The following is a 19,651-nucleotide window of genomic DNA, read 5'->3' on the forward strand; positions in this document are numbered from 1 at the left end:
TATGATGAATAGCAATCATCTATCAGCCATCCTGCCATAACTCCCAAAATTGCTGGGTGCTGGTTGGGTGCTAGTTTTGCATTCCCTTGATTTCATTCAAAAACGTTGGCCGTATGCCCCAGGTTGATCCCAAATCTATGCCCGCTGTCTCGTCGGTTTCGCGTCATTGGTTTGATTGGCGGCGATCGCCCAAGAGCCTGGGCGTAAAGGTGGCGATCGCGGCGGCCAGCGTTGCCCTGCTTCATCCAGCCCTGAGTTTGCCGGCCTTCAGCCAAGACCGGGAACCGCCCGCCCCGGAACCCGGCCAATTCCAGGACAGCCCCAAGCAAATCGTGGATGAAGCTTGGCAAATCATCAACCGTGAATATGTGGATGGGCAGTTTAACCAAAATGATTGGCAAGCCATCCGCCAAGACCTCCTGAGCCGCCAATATACGTCGCGGGATGAAGCCTACGAAGCCCTGCGCAAGGCGATTAAGCTGCTGAACGATCCCTACACGCGCTTCATGACTCCTGAGCAGTTTGAGGAGCTGACCAACCAAACGGCCGGCGAACTGTCTGGGATTGGGATTCGGATGGGGGTAGATGACAAGACGAAGCACTTGCAAGTGGTGGAGCCAATGCCCAACTCACCGGCTGCGCGGGCCGGTTTGAAGACGGGAGATCTGATCCTGTCGATCGATGGGCAAGCCACCAAGGACATGTCTCCCGACAAGGCTTCCAGCTTGATTCGGGGCCAGGCAGGCACGGCGGTGAAGCTGGAAATTCAGCGGGCAGGCGGTGCGCCGTTTTCGGTGTCCTTAACCCGCGCCCGAATTGAAGTGCCGATCGTTCGATCGAGCCTGCAAACGGAATCGGGCATTCGGGTAGGCTATATCCGCCTTAATGAGTTCAGCGCCCATGCGGCCGAACAGATGGAGCGGGCGATCGAGGATTTGAAAGGCAAGCAGGCCGAAGCGTTTGTCTTGGATCTGCGCGGCAATCCGGGCGGTCTCTTGAACGCCAGCATTGAGATTGCGCGCATGTGGCTCGATGCCGGCAGCATTGTCAGCACGACCGATCGCGCAGGAAACAGCCAAGCCGCCCGGGCTAACCGCACATCCCTCACGAACTTGCCGCTGGCGGTGTTGGTGGATGGCAATTCCGCCAGTGCCAGCGAAATTTTGACCGGGGCGCTGAAGGATAACCGCCGGGCGCTCGTGGTGGGAAGCCAAACCTTTGGCAAGGCCCTGGTTCAATCGGTGCATAGCTTGGGTGATGGTTCGGGTTTAGCCGTCACGATCGCCCATTACTACACCCCCGCTGGCACGGACATTAACAAAACCGGTATCAGCCCCGATGTGGAAATCAAGCTATCGGATGAGCAGGAATATTATCTGTTCTCCAATGGCGGGCGGCTGTTGGCCACCGAGAGCGATCCCCAATACACACGGGCTGTGACCATGCTTCGGAATCGGATCGCGGCCAATAACAATGTGGCCCCGCTACCTCAGTAGGAACCAACTCAGTAGGGACAAAATATCCCCAACCTGAACCCGTCAATCAACGCTAACCATGGCTAGACAAGGGGCTTAAGCCCCTTGCCTCCGATCATGCAGTCAGCGATCAGTGCAGTCAGCGATCGGCCGGACGTGGGGATGGCTTCAGAGCAAACTGCACAATCGTTAGTGCAGGAAGTGGCGGCGATCGGTCATCAGCATCACCAAACCCAGTTCATTGGCCGCCTTGATCGAGTCTTCATCGCGCACGCTGCCACCGGGCTGGACGATCGCCCCGATGCCCGCCGCCGCCGCCGTCCGCACCGAGTCATCAAAGGGAAAGAACCCATCGCTGGCCAAAACAGCGCCCGGGGCTTGGTCGCCCGCTTGGTTGAGGGCGATTGCCACGGAACCCACGCGATTCATTTGGCCCGCACCGATCCCCAGGGTCGATCGGTTGCTGGTCACCACGATCGCATTGGACTTCACATGCTTCACAACCCGCCAGGCAAAGGCCAACTCTGCGAGCTGATCCGCCGTTGGTTGCTTTTCCGTCACCACGCGCCAGGTGTTCGGGTCGCTGGGTTCGTCGTCGGCCGCCTGGAGCAAAAAGCCGCCCGCGATCGTCTTCACCGTGGCCGCCGGCCCCGCTAACAGATCCGGCAGCACCAAGACTCGCAGGTTTTGTTTTTTCTGCAACAAGGCGCGAGCTGCTTCATCACAGCCAGGAGCCACAATGCATTCCAGGAAGGTTTCCGTGAGCGCGGCGGCCGTTTCTGCGTCGATCGGGCGGTTCAGGGCCACGATGCCGCCAAATGCTGACACCGAATCCGCTTCCAGGGCCTTGCGATAGGCCTCCAACAGGGGCGCATCAGCCGACGATCCCAGGGCCACACCACAGGGATTGTTGTGCTTCAGAATAGCCGCCGCCGGAGGAGCATCGGCGGCCACAAATTCCGCAATCAGACTCCGGGCCGACTCCAGATCCACCAAGTTGTTGTAACTCAGTTCTTTGCCCTGGAGTTGTTCCGCAGCCGCCCAACCGCTGGGGGTGGAGCCGCTGCGATACCAAGCGGCGCTTTGATGGGGATTTTCGCCATAGCGCAGGCTTTGCACCCGCTTACCCGCGATCGCCCATTCCACTGGCGTTGCTAAGGCGGGTCGATCCAAATCGGCGGGATTGTCGGCCTGTTGGCTCAGGTAAGTGGCGATCGCGCTGTCATAGGTGGAGGTGTGCCAAAAGGCTTCGCGGGCGCACTGCAACCGGAATTCCAGGGATGGTGTGCCATTGCTGCTCAGCTCATGTAAGTAGCGATCGTATTGAGCTGGGTTGCACAGCACCGTTACGCGGCTGTGGTTTTTGGCAGCGGCGCGGATCATGGCGGGGCCACCGATATCAATTTGTTCGATCGCCTCCGGCAGCGTCACCCCTTCCCGGGCGATCGTCTGCTCAAAGGGATAAAGATTCACCACCACCAAATCGATCGCGGGGATCTCATTGGCAGCTAAATCAGCGCGATCGCCCTCCAAATCGGTGCGGGCCAAAATTCCCCCATGCACAAGCGGGTGGAGTGTCTTGACCCGGCCGCCCAAAATTTCCGGGAAGCCTGTATAGTCCGAAACCTTGGTCACGGGGAGTCCTGCGGCTTTGATGGCATTAGCCGTGCCACCGCTGCTGACCAGGGTAAAGCCGAACCGTTCCACCAGTTGGCGAGCCAGTTCGATTAGACCAGTTTTGTCAGAAACACTAAGCAGGGCTGTCCGCGTCATGGAAGAGTCCGTTAGGATTGAGGCTTAACGGGTTCATTCTACCGAGGAGTTGTCGCGTGGCTTTATTAGAGGCGATCGCGATTTCCCCCGAGGCGAACCGCACACCAGCGGCAATGCTGGTCGCGCTTCATGGTTGGGGGGCAAATGCAAATGATGTGGCCGCGTTGGCTCCGTTGCTGAACTTGCCAGATTGGCACATGGAATTTCCCCAAGCCCCCATGGCCTATCCCTACTCCAATGAAGGGCGCATGTGGTACGACTTGGAATCGTCCGATTATCCAGGCTTGCAGGCCAGCCGAGACCAGCTCCAAAACTGGCTGTTGGCCACCACGGAGCGATCGGGCATCCCGCTCGATCGAACCATCCTTTGTGGATTTTCCCAAGGTGGAGCCATGGCCCTAGACGTGGGGTTAGCGCTACCCCTGGCCGGCGTTGCTTCCCTCAGTGGCTATTTTCACACCCTGCCGCAAGTCAGCTCCCTCAAACAGGGGCCCCAAGTGCTGGTGACCCACGGCCGCCAAGATCTCGTCGTTCCAATCCAAGCCGCCTGGCAAGTGCGCGACGATCTCCAAGCCCGCGATGCCACCGTCACCTATTTGGAACTCGATGGGGGCCATGAAATCCAAATGAGCCAAATTTCCGCCCTGCGCACCTTCTCCCTCGCCTGCATTTCAGCATCCTGTCCGAAATGATGGTTTAAGCAAGCACGGCGGATCGTTCAATCCAGCATTGCTGACAATCCAGCATTGCTGAGGATTCAAGACCGCATGACGAACCTTTCAGGATCATTGCGGAACTTTACGGTTTGTCCCCAGAAGGATTGCAGATTCACGAAGACTGATAATTTCGCTACAGAGTCCTGCTATTCTGAACATCCAGATCGCAAGATTCGCATCCCGGGCCGTGATTAGGATGACCTGAACGCCTGATCGTTACTCCGGGCCGTGATTAGGATGACCTGAACGCCTAATCGTTAAAGCGCTTCATTAAATTTTTCCAGCAGTACAAGCCCCAGCTACAGCGGAACTGCCAAGCCGAATCAACCGCATTTGTCGCCTGGAATTCCGCTGGCGGGCCTGTTGGGTGAAAAAGATCGAAAATCCGGTCGGAAAACTGGGGTTTCGTGGCATCATGATCTGCGGGCGCTCTCCCCTCTAGCCCCCCAGACCCATCAGCCCGCAAATTCACTCCTGACTGGTTTGATGCATCGTCGCGGGCGGGCAGTCCGAGACTTTAAACGGACGTGGAGGCCAGCGTCAGACTGGTTCGCCAGTGGTGGCCTGTGAAGCGTCAACCCCATTCAGCGACCTCGGCCCGATTCGCTGGGTTCAGGCGCGGTGAGGAATCCTCACCCTTTGGGGCGAGGAGGATGTCAATCAATTAATCATTGACCAACGAAGAATCATGACTCTCAGACTTGGCGATACCGTCCCCGATTTCACGCAGGCTTCCACCCACGGCTCGATCGACTTCTACACTTGGGCTGGTGATAGCTGGGTGGTGCTGTTTTCGCACCCGGCGGACTATACCCCCGTGTGCACCACCGAGCTGGGCCGCGTTGCCCAACTGAAGGGTGAATTTGACAAGCGCAATGTGAAGGCGCTGGCCCTGAGCGTTGACAGCGTGGATTCGCACCATGGCTGGACGGCCGACATTGAAGAAACCCAAAGCACGACGCTGAATTACCCGATTCTGGCCGACGAAGATAAGAAAGTGTCGGAGCTGTACGGGATGATTCACCCCAATTCCAGCACCGGTAACACCCTGACGGTGCGATCGGTCTTCATCATCGATCCCAACAAAAAGCTGCGTTTGACGATCACCTATCCCGCCAGCACCGGCCGCAACTTTGATGAGCTGTTGCGCGTGATTGACTCGCTGCAACTGACCGATAACTACAGTGTGGCTACGCCCGCTGACTGGACAGATGGCGGCGATTGCGTGGTGGTTCCCTCGATCCCCACCGAGGAAGCTCGCCAGAAATTCCCCAAGGGCGTGACGGAAATCAAGCCTTACCTGCGCCTGACTCCCCAGCCCAACAAGTAATTTCAATCAGTTTTTAATCTCCGGTGGTTTTTAATTTCAAGCTGAATCCTTGAGCTTGGGGTTAGGGCCACCTGGTGGTTAGCAACATCAACACATCAACAAATAGCCCCCCGATCGCCCTGGTGTGATCGGGGGGCTATTTTATTAGTCTGGTGTATTGGTTTGGTGTATTGGGCTGGTGTGTCGGGCCGTATCAATGGAACACCGATTAGGCAGGCCGTCCCGATCTCCTGAGATTGGGCCAGGGCTGTTCTGGTCGGGGTTGGCCCGGCAGCGTTAAATGGGCGATCGTTTCCTTCAGCGCATCACGCACCGCAAACACGGGCGGCAAATGCAGCGCATTGGCCAAGATGGCCAGACCGATGTGTCGGTGAAAGGGCACGGGCAGCCGATAGGCCCGCACCTGGGCTGGGATCGGTTCTGCGGCCAGCCGGGCCATGACCGTTGCGCCCAATCCTTGGGCCACCATGCTCAGGATGGTGGAATCTTCCCGGACTTCGTAGCTGGGTTCCACATTCAAGCCCAGCTTGGCGAAGCGATCGAGCACAATTTGCGCACACAAAAATCGCCGGGGCGGCAAAATCAGCGGGCGAGAAAATAAATCTTCCCAGGCAATCACCTCCGTGGCGTACCGATCGCTGCTGGGGACGATCGCCCAATATTCATCCATCATCACGTTCCAGGTTTCAAACTCACTGCCTGCGGGCAACAGAACAAAACCAACATCTGCCCGGCCGGCGCGGAGTTCTTCCTCAATATCCTGGCTGGTGTCGTATTCATCAATGGCGATCGCGATGCCGGGGTAGCGGTGGCGCAAATGCTCGATCGCCTTAGGCAACAGGTGGGTGGCCACGCTGCGAAAACAGGCCACGCGCACATGGCCCGAATCGAGGCCGCGGGCGCTTTTGGCCTGGCGCTCAATGTCGTTGAGCAGTTCCAAAATTTTGCGGGCACTGTCGGCAATTTCGCGCCCGGTGTCGGTGAGGGTTGCGCCGTGGCGGCCGCGATTCAGCAAAATGGCCCCCAGTTCGTCTTCGAGGGTGGCGATCGCGTGGCTAACGGCGGATTGGGAAATGTCGAGATCCAGGGCGGCTTGGCTGAAATTTCCCCGATCGGCGATCGCCACCAGGGTTCGTAGTTGAGACAACTTGAGTTTTGCAGCAATTTCGCCCATAGCTGAGTCGATGTTGAATCGACTGGAAAGCGATCTAAAGATTCAGCAAATGATTCGGCAAATTCAGCAAATTCAGCAAATTCAGCAGATTAAATTTGACAGGCCAAATCCGGCAAATTGAGAAAAGTGCCGTCAGAACCCGGAGCCGAATTGCGCTCGCCGAATTGCTCTCCATGCTATACCGGCACTTTGGAGGATCAACCAAGACATCCATCGATTTCATTCATACCTCCCATGCAAGCCATCGGTCGATCGAACCGCCGACCCTTGATAGGGTGAAGGCACAGCAAATCTCCTGGCTACCGCCTTCCACAACGATGGCCAGGAGATTTGTTTCTTCAGGAGAACCGAGTCATGCACTTTACCTCTGCAACCCGATCGCCCCTGCGGTGGTTGGCGGACTGCTGTGCTGAAAACACCATCCTAGGCAATTTTGGGCAACGGCTGGCCCATTGGGGTCATCAAGCAGTGATGCGGCTCAGCACGCCTGATCAGATCCGAATTTGGTCGCGGACATTGCCAACCGGTGAGGAAATTTTTTACGGTTGGGATCCACGCACGGGCGATCGATTCTCTAGCCCGGCTGAGCGGGAACTCCGGAGCTGGCTAGAGGAGCACCATCGCTATCGGTTTTGAATAGACCTCTTACGCGAATCGACCAGAAGCCCTCATCCCCCAACCCCTTCTCCCAAGGGGGGCGAAGGGGGGCCAGAACCATTGCGTTACAGCGATCTCGTAGCTGGTGATCAAGTCCCTCTCCCGACTTGGGAGAGGGATTTAGGGTGAGGGTCTTGATTGACGCAAGAGGTCTAATGACTGGCCATCAAACCAGTTAAAGACCAGTCAAAAACCGGTCAAAACAATCGAAATCACGCTCAAAGCACCGTTAAAAGACCCGGGAAGAGACCGGGAATTCTGGATTGGTCGGTGATAGTGGAGAAAGGAAATTGATCCACAACAGCGAGCGTGATTGATGGGCATGGGGCAAGGTAACGAGCGGGCGTGGGGGCAATGGGGCCGATCGCTCCGATGGTTGGGTTGGGTGGGTTGTGGGTTGGTGTTGGGAACGGTTTCCTTCGCTGCGTTCCCCGCGATCGCCCAAGGGCCAGCCCCAGCCCCCCTGGCCGCCCCGGCCGGCGCTCCGGAGTTTGAACAAGCACGCCAGGCCTACGAAGCGGGCCGGTTTACGGAGGCGATCGACCATTGGCAGCGGGCGGCCCAACAGGCGGCCCAACGGGACGATCGCGCGGCCCAAGGAGCCGCCTGGCATGGTATCAGCTTGGCTTGGGGGCAATTGGGCGATCGAACAGCGGCCTTGAAGGCAGTGCAACAGAGTTTGGGCCTGTTGGCGGCGTTGCGCGGCGAGGGAGTCGTGCGGTTGCGGGCGGCGGCCTTGAATCAGCAAGCCCGGTTGGAGCTGACCGCAGGGCAGGCGGCCCGAGCGATTCAACTTTTGGAGCAGGCGGAATCCCTGTATCGATCGGCGGGCGATCGGGATGGGCAATTGGGAGCCAGCCTGAATCGGGCCCAGGCCCTGCAAGCCCTGGGACTCTACGGGCGTGCTCTGATGGTGATTGAAGGGCAAATTGGCACTGCCCCGGAGGCCCCCCGCGAACCCACGCGCTTGCAAGGGTTGGGCCTGCTGTCGGCTGGGGAGGCCTTGCGATCGCTGGGGCAATTGGCCCGAGCAGAAACTTGGTTGAGTCAAGCGGCAACGGTGTTGGAACAGTCGGGAACCCCGGCCGATCGCAGCACCGCCGCCCTGGCCCTGGCCCGCACCCGGGCCCTGTTGGCTCGCCAAGGGTTAGATCGCAATGATCCCCAATGGACGACTCTTCGACAACAGGCCATGGCATCGTTCGATCGAGCAAGGGTGGCGGCAGCGGCAGCCGGGAGCGATCGCGATCGGCTGTGGGGTCAGTTGGAGCGCTGGGAGATGGTGTTTCTGGGTTTGGAAACGGGCAGCTCACCCGGAGAAACCGTCAGCAAGGCTCAACTGCAAGCGTTGGCCACCCAGGTGGCACAGCTCCCGATCGGGCGCGATCGGATTGCGGCCCAAATGCGCCTGGCTCGCTGGTGGTCAACCGTGAATGAACCGGCCTTGGCCCTGGCAGGGTTGCAACAGGCGGCCCAAGCGGCCCAAGCCCTGGGCGATCACCGTTTGACGGCGGCGGTTTGGGGTCAGTTGGGCGAAACCTATCGGCAACGGGGGGAAACTGCCCTGGCGGCGCGTTGGCTGGAGCAATCCCTGGCGCTGGTGGAAGGGTTGGCGGCTCCGGAGGTGACCTATCGCACGGCCCGTTCCCTCGGGCAGTTGCGGGCCCAAGGGGGCGATCGCACCGGTTCCCTGGCGGCCTATCGCCTGGCCACCCAAGCGATCGGGCAATTGCGCAATGATCTGGCCGGGATGGATTCCGTGGTGCAGTTTTCCTTCCGCGATCGGGTGGAGCCGGTCTATCGGGAGTTTGTGGATCAGTTGCTGCGGGGCAACCCCAGCCAGGAAGACTTGCAAGCGGCCCGATCGGCGATCGAAGCTTTGCAGTTGGTGGAATTGGAAAACTTCTTTCGCCAAGCTTGTTTGGATGCCAAACCGGAACCGCTCGATCGGGCCATTGACGGGCGATCGGACACGGCCGCCGTGGAGGCCATTGTTTTAAGCGATCGCGTGGCCACCCTCACCAAATTACCGGGCCAACCGTTGCGCTATGCCGTGGTTCCTGTGCCCCGAGCCACCGTTCTCCAAACCCTGCAACGGGTGCAACAGGCCGTCCAAGACCCGACTATTCCCAACCGGGAGCGCTTGCGCCTGTCCAAGCAGGTTTATGACTGGCTAGTGGCTCCGATTGCCCCAGAATTAGCCCAATCGGGAGTCAAAACCCTGGTGTTTGTGCTGGATGGGCCCTTGGCGAATATCCCGATCGCCGCCCTCCATGACGGAGAGCAATATCTCTTGGAGCGCTACAACACCACCAGGGCCTTGGGTTTGCAGCTTTTTGCCCCCAAAGCCCTGAACCCGCGATCGCTCAACGTCTTGGCGGCGGGTGTTTCGGAAGTGGCCCCCAGTTTCCAGGCGGAAAAATTGGGAGCCTTGCCCTTTGTGGCCGATGAGCTAGATATTTTGGCCCAGGAGTTACCGGCGGCCGTCTTGCGCGATCAGGCCCTGACGGAGCAGGCCCTGCGCCAAGCGTTGCAACAAAACAACGCCCCGATCGTCCATGTGGCAACCCATGCCCAGTTCAGTTCCCGAGCCGATCGCACCTTTCTGTTGGCTTGGGATCGCCGCATTGAGTTGGCAGATTTTGACCAACTGTTGCGCCGACCGGCCAGCCGCCCCCCGATCGAACTCTTGGTGTTGAGTGCCTGCGAAACAGCCCGAGGGGACGATCGCGCCACCCTGGGTCTCACGGGCATTGCCATCCAGGCCGGCACTCGCAGCGTGTTGGGAACCCTGTGGCAGGTTAGCGACGAATCCACCGCTTTGCTGATGGGAGATTTTTACCAAAGCCTGCGCACCGGAGCCACCAAGGCCGAATCCCTGCGCCAGGCTCAGCTTGCCTTGCTCAAAAACCCCAACTTTCGCCATCCCTTCTTTTGGGCCCCCTATATCCTGGTGGGCAATTGGCTGTGAAACCTGAAGTCAAAGCTGATCTTCCGGGACGGGATCAAAAAGAGCCGCTACGATCGGGAGCAGGCCACGGTTTGGCCCCAAAAACTTCCAAAGCCCCAAAAACTGTCAAGCCATTCTGGAATGGTTCGGTTTTTGAAGGGTTGTTTTGAAGGATCGTCGCGATCGAGGACTGAAACGAGGATTAAGACTATGAATTGGCATGATCTAGGCACGTTGGTATTGCTGCTGAGTCCCGGGCTGTTGCTGTCGGCCATTGTGATGGGCATTTTTGCGGCCGGCGGCTAGGGCATGGGGCAACCCCCGGGCGGCACGGCATGAACCAACTCGCTGCCCGATTGGGGCCAGTCGCGCCGGTAGCGTGCGCCGGCCGGATCGCCCCAACCCAACTGCAACACCACCTCGCAGGGCAATGCTTGGCCGCGCGGATCCAAACTGACCCACTCAGCGCGATCAATCAAGCGCTGCTCATCACTGGGGGTGAGGGTGCAAAAGTCTCGCCCCCCGGCCACGCTCAAGTGGCGATCGAACCCCACCGTGACCGATCGCCAAAATTCGATCGCATCATCCTTAAAGCGCTGAAGGGTATGGATATCCTCCGGCAGCGCAACTAATTGATCATGTAATTCGGGATAGTTCAGCCGGTGGGGGCCCAGGGCAATCGATCGCCACACCAAGCCCGACACCCCCTGTTCACGCTGGTAGGCATGAATTTGGGCCCGGAAGTTTTGATAAGCCGTAAATTTTTGAATCCCTTTGGGGTCAATCAGGCGATCGAGCGGCGCAATTCCTGATACTTTCGCCGTCAAATGTAGGCGTTGGCCTTGCATACAGGCCCGCTGTTCTTCCGCCAAAATTTGTAGTAACTCATCGGTGCTGTAGGGTTTTTCCATTTTTTCCTCCACAGTGCCTTCAGAGTGTTTTGGGATGCAATTTCATAACAGCATCACAGGCTAAAAGTGATGGGTCGAATCAAGCCTTCCACCATTACGAAAGTGCGAGAGCAAGGGGCTTAAGCCCCTTGTCTACTGCGTCAATCAATTAGCCAGTGACTAGCGAATGATTAGCTAATTTTGGCAGCCATCGCCACGATCGAATCAACCATCCGCATCGAGTAGCCCCACTCGTTGTCATACCAAGACACAATCTTGAAGAAATTCGAGTTCAGCTCAATGCCCGCCGTTGCGTCAAAGATGCTCGAATGGGCATCGCTCGTGAAGTCCGTAGAAACCACCGGATCTTCCGTGTAGCCCAATACCCCCTTCAGCTCTCCTTCAGCGGCGGCCTTCATGGCGGCACAAATGGCTTGGTAGCTGGTGGCTTGCTCAGTGCGGAAGGTCAAATCCACCACCGACACATCGGCCGTGGGCACGCGGAACGCCATGCCAGTCAAGCGCCCCTTCAGGGCCGGCAGAGCCAGGGTCACGGCCTTGGCGGCTCCGGTAGAGGCGGGGATGATGTTTTGCATGGCACTGCGGCCGCCGCGCAAATCCTTGCGGCTGGGGCCGTCCACGGTGGGCTGGGTGGCGGTGGCGGCATGGACGGTGGTCATCAACCCTTCAGCAAGACCGAAGTTGTCATGAATCACCTTGGCGATCGGGGCCAAACAGTTGGTGGTGCAACTGGCGTTGGACACGATGAAATCTTTGGCCGGGTCAAAGCTGCTGTGGTTCACGCCCACCACCAGGGTCGGCACGCGATCGGGATCCTTCGTGGGTGCGGAGATAATCACCCGCTTCGCCCCAGCGGCCAGGTGCTTGCTGGCTCCCGCATGGTCAATGAAAATTCCGGTGGCTTCCACCACAAAGTCCACATTGTGGTCACCCCAGGGCAACTCCTCCGGGTTGCGACAAGCAAAACAGGGAATCAGTTTGCCGTTCACCACCAGGCCGCCTTCGGCCGCTTCCACCGTGCCCTTGAACCGGCCGTGGGTGGAGTCATATTTCAGCAAGTACGCGAGGCTCTCGGGGGGGAACAGGTCGTTAATTGCGCAAACTTCAATGTCGGGATTGGCGATCGCACCGCGAAACACCAATCGGCCAATGCGTCCGAAACCGTTAATGGCAACCTTAATCGGGGCCATGATCAAAACTCTCCTGCTTGCGAAGTCATGAATCAAACGGGCTTGAACCCACAGGGTCAGCCCCGGCAGTTATTTTGACCCAAGGGGTGAGGGAATCAATCCCAACGCGGATCAATCTCTCACGACCCTAAACCGGATTCAGGCAAGGGGTGACGGTTCTTGGCTTTTTTTCAAGACTCTTTTCCCGGTTTGCTCAACCCGATAGGGGGTTTGAAAGGCCAAAACGGATGCCTAATTCAGCGCACCAACCGACGAAAACAGGAAGCTGAAGCCGCTTGACCCGCAAATCGGGTGGTGATTGGTGAGTGTCTCAAGAGATCACCGAGCCATCTTCTAAAGCTGTGATGGGGCTGTGGCGGATTGGGTTTGGTTGCGATCGGGGCGATCGGTTCTGGGATCGGTGTTAATCGATTTCCTCGATCGCCGTTCGGTCAGGGAAGCACCATGGGTACATTTTCCAGGAGGGTGTTCGGAAGGGGTTGACCGGTGATGTTTGCCCTATGGTGTTCGCCAAGTATTTGCCAAAGTATTTCTCGAAATCTTGGTCAAATATTCACCAAGTCACAACAAATCTGGCAACATTAAGAATTGATGGAAAAATAGGAAAAGGCCGAAAATTTAGTCAATTTCGGGCGAGAAGTTTTATGCAAGATGAATTTTGAGTCAACCCTGCAAGATTACGGGGAATCTCGTGAAAATTGCTACCAAATCTTGATCATCACTAGTGCAATCTAAAGGGGCATCTGACCCGCCATCGATCGAGCCGTTGCCGAGGGATCCCGATCGCAACCCCCCTCGGTTTCCCTTGCAGTAACCCTGAAACCCTTGAATTTTTGGGGATTGATTGCGATTGATCCCGATCGCCCCGTGAAGAATAACCGGATTCTGCGATGGGCAAGTTTCCTTGCAGCCGATCCCCAGGGGGAGTAATGGATGAGTTAACCTGAGCACCATCCTCGCTATCGGTCAGATTATGATGGTCGCGATGGTAGTTGATTCCCTGGAAACGATCACTTCTTGGGCAAATCTTGGGCAAATCTTGGGAAATTCCTCAAAATGCCCCAATTCCCGATCGTGACTGGGATTGGGGCGCAGGTCACCCACCAAGACCCCTCAACCAGTGCGATCGCTCCATTGACGCAACTCATTCAAGAATCGGGTGCATTGCAGCGCAGTTACCGTTCTATGGTCACTTAAACCCTTGCCCGCGCATTTGCTCAATCCTCTGCTGTCTATGTCAGCCCTGCTTCAAAGCCCTCGGCCGTCGAGTCGAATAACTGCACTGCTTGTTAGCATTTTGGGTGGTTGCTGTTGGGGATCGATCGCCCAGCCCGTGGCGGCCCAACCCCTTGGCCCTTTTGATGAACCGGCCCTCAGTGCGCCCGACGGCCCCTCCAGCGTTGCAGCACCCGATTCCACCCTTAATCCATCGGCTAACTCCACCTCCGGCAATTCCACGCCAGATTCCGCGCCAAACTCCGCGCCGAATTCTGCAACCCTTCAGCCTTTGCCCCGGTTGCTGCTGGCTCCCACGTCCACCTCGGCGGGTTCCGTGCTTGATCCAACGCTTCAGCCCCCGATCGATGGATATCAACTGGATACGGGCGATCGGCTACAGGTGGAAATTTTTGATGTGCCCGAATTCAGCAACCGTATCTACCTGGTGCTGGTTGATGGCACGATTTCCGTGCCCTGGATTGGTTCTGTGCGGGCCCGAGGCTTAACTCCTCAGCAATTGGCCAGTGCCCTCAGCCAGGCCTATCGCCCCTTCGTCAAGACCCCGATCATCACCGTCAATGTTTTAACGCCCCGCCCGGTTCGGATTGGCGTTTCTGGGGAAGTGAATCGGCCCGGCTCCTACGCGATCGAGGTCAGCAATCGGGACGTAGCGCCCAATCAGTTACCCCTTCAATGGCCAGACGTGACCCGGGCGATCGTGGCGGCCGGCGGCATCACCCCCCTCGCCGATATTCGTAACATCCGCCTCCGGCGCTCAGATCCCAGCGGCACTCCCCAAGACCAAACCCTTAACCTTTGGCAACTGCTGGAAAGTGGCGACCTCAGCCAAAATATCCTGCTGCGGGATGGAGACATGCTGATGATTCCAAAGGCCAGCACCTTTTCTTCTGAGGAGGTTTCGCGCGTGGCCCGGGCTAGCTTTGCCCCCGAAACGATCGGGGTGAACGTGGTTGGCGAAGTGAAAGCCCCCGGCCTCATCAAGCTGCCACCCAACGCCACCCTCAATCAGGCCGTCTTGGCGGCCGGCGGATTCCTGCGCCCCCGCGCCGTCTCCAGCCAAGTTGACCTGATTCGGATTAATCCCGATGGGTCAGCCACCGCCCGCCGCATCCCCATTGACCTGCAAGCCGGCCTGAATGAGGAAACCAATCCCCTGTTGCTGAACAACGACATCGTGGTGATTAACACCAATGGCGTGACCCGGATTACGGACTTCCTGCGGGTGTTGCTGTCGCCTGTGGATAATCTCTCGAACCTGCGTCGCCTGTTGGCCCCCAGCGTTCCCGATTTTCAGTAATTCAATAAACTGCCTAGCCCTCGGCCTTCGATTTCATTACCTGAACCCTATGCAGTCCCAGACATCCCGCGAGGCGATCGACTTCAATCCCCTAGGGCTTATCCTTAAGGCTTGTCAACGGGCCTGGCTACCGGCTGCTTGTGTTTTTATTTTGGGCATGGGTGGTTCTGTGTTGGCGGCTCGGCGCGTGAAGCCTGTGTATGAGGCTGGAGCCAAGATTCTCTTCAGAATTGACTCCACTCAAGAGCTGACGGGTCTTGCACGGGATGAGTCGGATAATCCGCTGCGATCGCTGTTGGTTGACCAGAGTCCCATCAGTAATCAGATGGAAATTTTGCTCTCGGAACCATTACTAGAGCGCACCATCAAAAAGCTGGACTTGCGAGATAAAAAAGGCGAACCCTTAGGGCCAGGGGAGCTGAAGACAGCGCTGGAAGTCAAGATCATTGGCGCAACGGATGTGGTCAGCATTACGTATGTCAATGAGTCTCCAGAGTTGGCGGCGGCGGTTGTGAATTCCGTGATTGAGGTCTATCGCAATAACAACGTGGCGATCGCCCGAGAAGACACCGTTCAGGCTCGCATTTTTCTGTCTCGTGAGTTGCCACAGGTGGAAAAGCAACTGCGAAATTTAGAACTGAGACTTCAGCGATTCAAAGAACAAAATCAGGTGATTAATTTAGAAGAGGAAGCGCGAACTTCGGTGCTGGCTCTGCGGTTGCTCGATGAGCAAATTACCAACACAGAAGCCGCAGCAATGGAAGCGGCGGCCAAAGCCACAGTCTTGCGCCGTCAACTCAATCTTTCTCCCCAGGAAGCTGTGGTGGTGGCAGCCGTCAGCCAGTCCCCCAGTGTTCAGAAAGTTTTGGTAGATCTGCAAGACACCCAAAAAGAACTCGCAGAGCAACGATCGCGCTTTACGGACAGCAGCCCCACGGTTTCCCGGTTGATGGAACGGGAGCGGCAGTTGCAAGACATTTTGCAAAAGCGAATTCAAGAAACTTTGGGCGATCGGCAAGCGGTTCCGCCCAGCTTCTTGCAGGCTGGGGAATTGCGGGTGACTTTAATTCAGCAATACCTCAACTCCGAAACGGAGCGAGTGAGCGCAGTCAATAAACTCAGGTCCTTTGAAGACAGCCGATCGACATATCTCCGACGGAGCCGTAGCTTGCCCAAAATTGAACAAGAGCAGCGTTATTTGGAACGCAAGCTAAAGGCCGCCCAAGGAACCTATGAAACCCTACTTTCCAATTTGCAAACACTCCTGGTCAAGGAAGAACAGCGCAACAACAGCACCAGAATTTTGGAGCCAGCGACTGTGCCTCGTAAGCCATCTTCTGGTGGCAAGGTCAAGGTTTTAGCCCTAGGGTTATTTGGCAGCACCCTAATGGCTTCTGCAATTATCATCATTGCGGAAGTTTGGAGTTCTCGATCGCGCTCTGAAAAAAAGATGAGTTAATTAATTACTGTTTTTACGTTGCCCCTTCCCATGACTCAGGCTTTGCATCCCCTTCGTCGTTTATTTCTTTACCTGCCGCAATATCGCAGTCAGCTTTGGCAAGCGACAGCCTATTCGGTTTTGAATAAAATTTTTGACCTGGCTCCACCAGCTTTGCTGGGTTTAGCCGTTGACACATTGGTGCAGCGGCAGGATTCCTGGTTGGCTTCCTGGGGGCTTCAGGGAATCACAGAGCAATTCCTGGTGCTGGCGGTTTTAACCTGGCTAATTTGGATTTTGGAGTCTGTTTTTGAATATGCCTACAAGCGCGTTTGGCGCAATTTAGCCCAATCTATTCAGCATGATTTGCGATTGGAGGTCTATGACCATTTGCAATCCCTGGAGCTGGCTTATTTTGAAGAGCGCAGCACCGGAGAATTGCTCTCGATTTTAAATGATGATGTCAATCAGTTGGAGCGTTTTTTAGACACGGGTGCAAATGATGTTTTGCAGGTGACCACGACCGTTTTGATCATTGGGGGTAGCTTTTTTGCGGTTGCGCCTCAGGTGGCCTGGCTGTCGATGTTGCCCATGCCATTTATTTTGTGGGGATCGATCGCCTTTCAGAAAAATTTGGCCCCTCGCTATTCCGAAATGCGAGAAACTGTGGGCTTGCTCAGTGCCCGGTTGGCGAATAATTTGGGTGGCATTTTAACCATCAAAAGTTTCACGGCGGAGCGCTATGAACACGATCGGGTAATGATCGATAGCAATGCCTACCGTCGTTCTAACCGAAGGGCGATCGCCTATAGCGCTGCCTTTGTGCCCTTGATTCGGATGGTGATCCTTTGTGGGTTCACGGCCACTTTGGTGGTGGGCGGTTTGGAAGCGGCGGCGGGGCGCATGTCGATCGGGGTTTACAGCACCTCAATTTTCATTATTCAGCGGCTTTTGTGGCCCCTCACCACTTTGGGTCAAACCCTGGATAACTATCAGCGAGCCATGGCTTCTATTCGGCGAATTTTTAATTTGTTGGATACGCCCATTGATGCCCATTCAGGAACCAAAACCTTTGCCCCTTCGGAGATTCGCGGTGAAATTGTGCTCGATCGCGTGGCCTTTGCCTATCGAGGTCGATCGCCCGTGGTGCAAAATCTCTCCCTCACGATCCCCGCTGGTCAAACGATTGCAATTGTGGGGGCCACTGGCTCCGGCAAAAGCACCTTGGTGAAGCTGCTGCTGCGTCTTTATGAAATTAACGATGGCGCTATTTTGCTTGATGGGATTGATACCCGTGAAATCGACCTAGAAAGCTTACGTGGAGCCATTGGTTTGGTGAGTCAAGATGTTTTTCTGTTCCATGGAACGGTGGCTGAAAACATCGCCTATGGCACATTTCACGCTACCCCGGATGAAATTCTAGCGGCGGCCAAAATTGCGGAAGCTGATGATTTCATTCAGCAACTTCCCCAGGGCTACGAAACCATTGTCGGTGAGCGGGGTCAAAAGCTGTCGGGTGGGCAGCGGCAACGGATCGCGATCGCCCGGGCGGTTCTGAAAAATCCCCCCATCCTCATTTTGGATGAGGCTACGTCGGCGGTGGACAACGAAACCGAAGCGGCGATTCAACGATCGCTCGATAAAATCACCCAAAATCGCACCACGATCGCGATCGCCCATCGCCTCTCCACCATCCGCAATGCGGACTGTATCTATGTGATGGATCAGGGGCAATTAGTGGAATCGGGCCGCCATGAAAACCTGCTCGATCGCAACGGAATCTATGCTGAATTGTGGCGATTGCAAACCGGCGATCAGACGGCTTAGGGGCTGTCGTCATTGCCATCGCCGTAGGGGTTGGGTCTCCCACCCCTAACCCGGGCGATCGCTACAACCCTGTCCACCCCTGGGAACAACCAGGGATCACGGGAATGGGCGAGGAGACCTTGCCCCTACGGCTGATTGGTTTGCAGAACGAGGTCATCAGGGTTTCAGGCGATTGATTCCGGGAAATGACGATCGACCCTAGCTCTTCGCCTCATCACTCAGCATCCCGATCGTGGTTTCCACCGCACTGCTATCCACCTCCGAGTCATCGGGCGAGTGACCCACCAGCGCCTCCCGCTGCCGAGCATACTCATTGGCTTTGGCATAATTTCCCAACGAGTAATAGGCCACTCGCAAACTCGCTAGCGCCTGTAATTCCACATCCAAGTCAGGAATCAGGCGCGAAACGGTCAACCGTTGCTGGTAATACTCGATCGCCGTGCCATAGTCAGCCTGGGCATCGTAGGCCACACCCAACGCTCCTAGGGTTTGCTCTTCACCTCGCAAATCCTTGAGGGCCCGCGTCACCGTTAGCCGCTGCTTGCAGTAATTAATGGCCTGTTGCATATTGCCCAGATGCCGACAGGCACTCGCCAAACTGCGTAAAACCTGGTTCGCCGTTGCATAGTCATCATTGGCGTAGGACAGCCGCAGCAGTTGGTCATAATATTCCACCGCGCTGATGTAGTCGCCGCAGGCATAGTAACTATTGCCCAAATTCTTGAGCACTTGCCGCTCGGCTTCCCGATCGCCCACCTGTCGCACTGCATCCAGGCTTTGGCGCTGATATACGATCGCGTTGGGATAGTCCCCGGCGGCTTTGTAGGTCAGACCTAAATTATTCAGGATGGCAATTTGGCTATCTAGCTCCCCCATGTCTCGGGCGATCGCCAGGGCCTCCTGTTGATACACAATGGCGCGATCGAACTGGCCCAAGTGACGGCAAGCATTGCCCCAATGGGCCAAGGCGTGGGTTTGGCCTTGCCAATTGCCATGGGCCCGGGTGGTGGCCAGCCAGCGACGCGCACAGTCCAGGGCTTGCTCATACTGATGGCGGGCATAGTAGCCCAAAAACAGACCGTTATAGGCCCGTTCCTCGCGATGGTGATCCTTCACCGAGATCGCCAAGGTCAACAACGCCTCAAATAACTGTTCTGCCTGATTGAACTGCCGTTCTCGATAGGCCTCAAAACCGTCATGGAGCAGCTTGGCCATGGTGGTTTCCGCTTCTCGCAAGTCGGCATTGGTCGTGATTGTTTCATCCGAATCCATATCGTCCCCAGAGTCTCCGGCAGGATTCGACATAGGCGATGTCGAGAAATGACGGTTAGCAAACCAACCACGATCTTGGATTTGCACTTCCATATCTCTCAAGTTCCCGATCGCCTCGTTAGGAATAACCGCTCGGTCGTTACCCTTGAACCATTAATCAGCCCACCCATTAGGCCATATCAGGAGCAAGTTTGGCCAACGCCCACTGATGATTCCTAAACGGTTTCATTATACGTTGGGTCAGAAAAGTGCGTTTGCAAGCTCCTAGGAGCGATCGCGCACCAACCACACTGAATTGCAACTTTGAACCTGTCGCTGTCTCCTGAGAGGATGTCTGAAAAGCCAAAATTGAGACGTCCTTGCCCTGCCGATCAACGAAATCAGAGGTTTAAGCCCCTTACC

At 56.6% G+C, this 19,651-nt stretch carries 13 protein-coding genes; 8 read left to right on the plus strand and 5 right to left on the minus strand.

Features of this window, described 5'->3' with window-relative positions; genetic code table 11:
• The first annotated feature begins 137 nt into the window (after positions 1-137).
• Complete coding sequence (gene ctpB, locus AMR42_RS13080) at positions 138-1,496, plus strand: carboxyl-terminal processing protease CtpB (protein ID WP_099534147.1); 1,359 nt, start codon at positions 138-140, stop codon at positions 1,494-1,496.
• A gap of 168 nt (positions 1,497-1,664) precedes the next feature.
• Here ctpB and purH read toward each other — a convergent pair whose 3' ends face one another.
• Complete coding sequence (purH, locus tag AMR42_RS13085) at positions 1,665-3,248, minus strand: bifunctional phosphoribosylaminoimidazolecarboxamide formyltransferase/IMP cyclohydrolase (RefSeq protein WP_099534092.1); 1,584 nt, start codon at positions 3,246-3,248, stop codon at positions 1,665-1,667.
• Positions 3,249-3,304: 56 nt separating this feature from the next.
• On the opposite strand from purH, the gene AMR42_RS13090 reads away from it, so the two are divergent.
• Both AMR42_RS13090 and AMR42_RS13095 read left to right on the plus strand, forming a co-directional pair.
• A complete protein-coding gene (locus AMR42_RS13090) occupies positions 3,305-3,940 on the plus strand; it encodes an alpha/beta hydrolase (RefSeq protein ID WP_234406991.1) in 636 nt (211 codons plus the stop codon).
• A 712-nt stretch (positions 3,941-4,652) separates the two neighbouring features.
• A complete protein-coding gene (locus AMR42_RS13095) occupies positions 4,653-5,294 on the plus strand; it encodes a peroxiredoxin (RefSeq protein WP_099534096.1) in 642 nt (213 codons plus the stop codon).
• 208 nt (positions 5,295-5,502) lie between these two features.
• Here AMR42_RS13095 and AMR42_RS13100 read toward each other — a convergent pair whose 3' ends face one another.
• On the minus strand, positions 5,503-6,468 hold the full coding sequence (locus AMR42_RS13100) for a LysR family transcriptional regulator (protein ID WP_099534097.1): 966 nt from the start codon (positions 6,466-6,468) through the stop codon (positions 5,503-5,505).
• A 354-nt stretch (positions 6,469-6,822) separates the two neighbouring features.
• Between AMR42_RS13100 and AMR42_RS13105 the strand changes: the two genes are divergently transcribed.
• Together AMR42_RS13105 and AMR42_RS13110 are read left to right on the plus strand one after the other, a co-directional pair.
• Entirely contained in the window at positions 6,823-7,104 is a 282-nt protein-coding gene (locus AMR42_RS13105) for a hypothetical protein (protein ID WP_099534099.1), read from the plus strand.
• 343 nt (positions 7,105-7,447) lie between these two features.
• Entirely contained in the window at positions 7,448-10,096 is a 2,649-nt protein-coding gene (locus tag AMR42_RS13110) for a CHAT domain-containing protein (RefSeq protein WP_158234475.1), read from the plus strand.
• A 281-nt stretch (positions 10,097-10,377) separates the two neighbouring features.
• Here AMR42_RS13110 and AMR42_RS13115 read toward each other — a convergent pair whose 3' ends face one another.
• Together AMR42_RS13115 and gap are read right to left on the minus strand one after the other, a co-directional pair.
• Positions 10,378-10,986, minus strand: coding sequence for a hypothetical protein (locus AMR42_RS13115; protein ID WP_099534148.1), 609 nt, complete (start codon positions 10,984-10,986; stop codon positions 10,378-10,380).
• A 170-nt stretch (positions 10,987-11,156) separates the two neighbouring features.
• Positions 11,157-12,176, minus strand: a complete 1,020-nt coding sequence (gene gap, locus AMR42_RS13120) for a type I glyceraldehyde-3-phosphate dehydrogenase (RefSeq protein ID WP_099534102.1) — start codon at positions 12,174-12,176, stop codon at positions 11,157-11,159.
• 1,234 nt (positions 12,177-13,410) lie between these two features.
• Here gap and AMR42_RS13125 point away from each other — a divergent pair.
• Genes AMR42_RS13125 through AMR42_RS13135 form a run of 3 tightly spaced genes read left to right on the plus strand, consistent with a single transcriptional unit; the run spans position 13,411 to position 17,977 of the window.
• A complete protein-coding gene (locus tag AMR42_RS13125) occupies positions 13,411-14,712 on the plus strand; it encodes a polysaccharide biosynthesis/export family protein (RefSeq protein WP_099534104.1) in 1,302 nt (433 codons plus the stop codon).
• A gap of 49 nt (positions 14,713-14,761) precedes the next feature.
• Positions 14,762-16,171 carry a GNVR domain-containing protein gene (locus AMR42_RS13130; protein ID WP_099534106.1) on the plus strand — a complete coding sequence of 470 codons (1,410 nt, stop codon included), beginning with the start codon at positions 14,762-14,764 and terminating at the stop codon, positions 16,169-16,171.
• A 30-nt stretch (positions 16,172-16,201) separates the two neighbouring features.
• The gene (locus AMR42_RS13135; protein WP_099534108.1) at positions 16,202-17,977 is read left to right on the plus strand and encodes an ABC transporter ATP-binding protein; all 1,776 of its coding nucleotides are present in this window, start codon (positions 16,202-16,204) and stop codon (positions 17,975-17,977) included.
• Between the two features lie 198 nt (positions 17,978-18,175).
• On the opposite strand, the gene AMR42_RS13140 is transcribed toward AMR42_RS13135, so the two are convergent.
• Entirely contained in the window at positions 18,176-19,282 is a 1,107-nt protein-coding gene (locus AMR42_RS13140) for a tetratricopeptide repeat protein (protein ID WP_158234476.1), read from the minus strand.
• Between the last annotated feature and the right edge of the window lie 369 nt (positions 19,283-19,651).

This window comes from Limnothrix sp. PR1529, assembly GCF_002742025.1.
Lineage (GTDB): Bacteria > Cyanobacteriota > Cyanobacteriia > CACIAM-69d > CACIAM-69d > CACIAM-69d.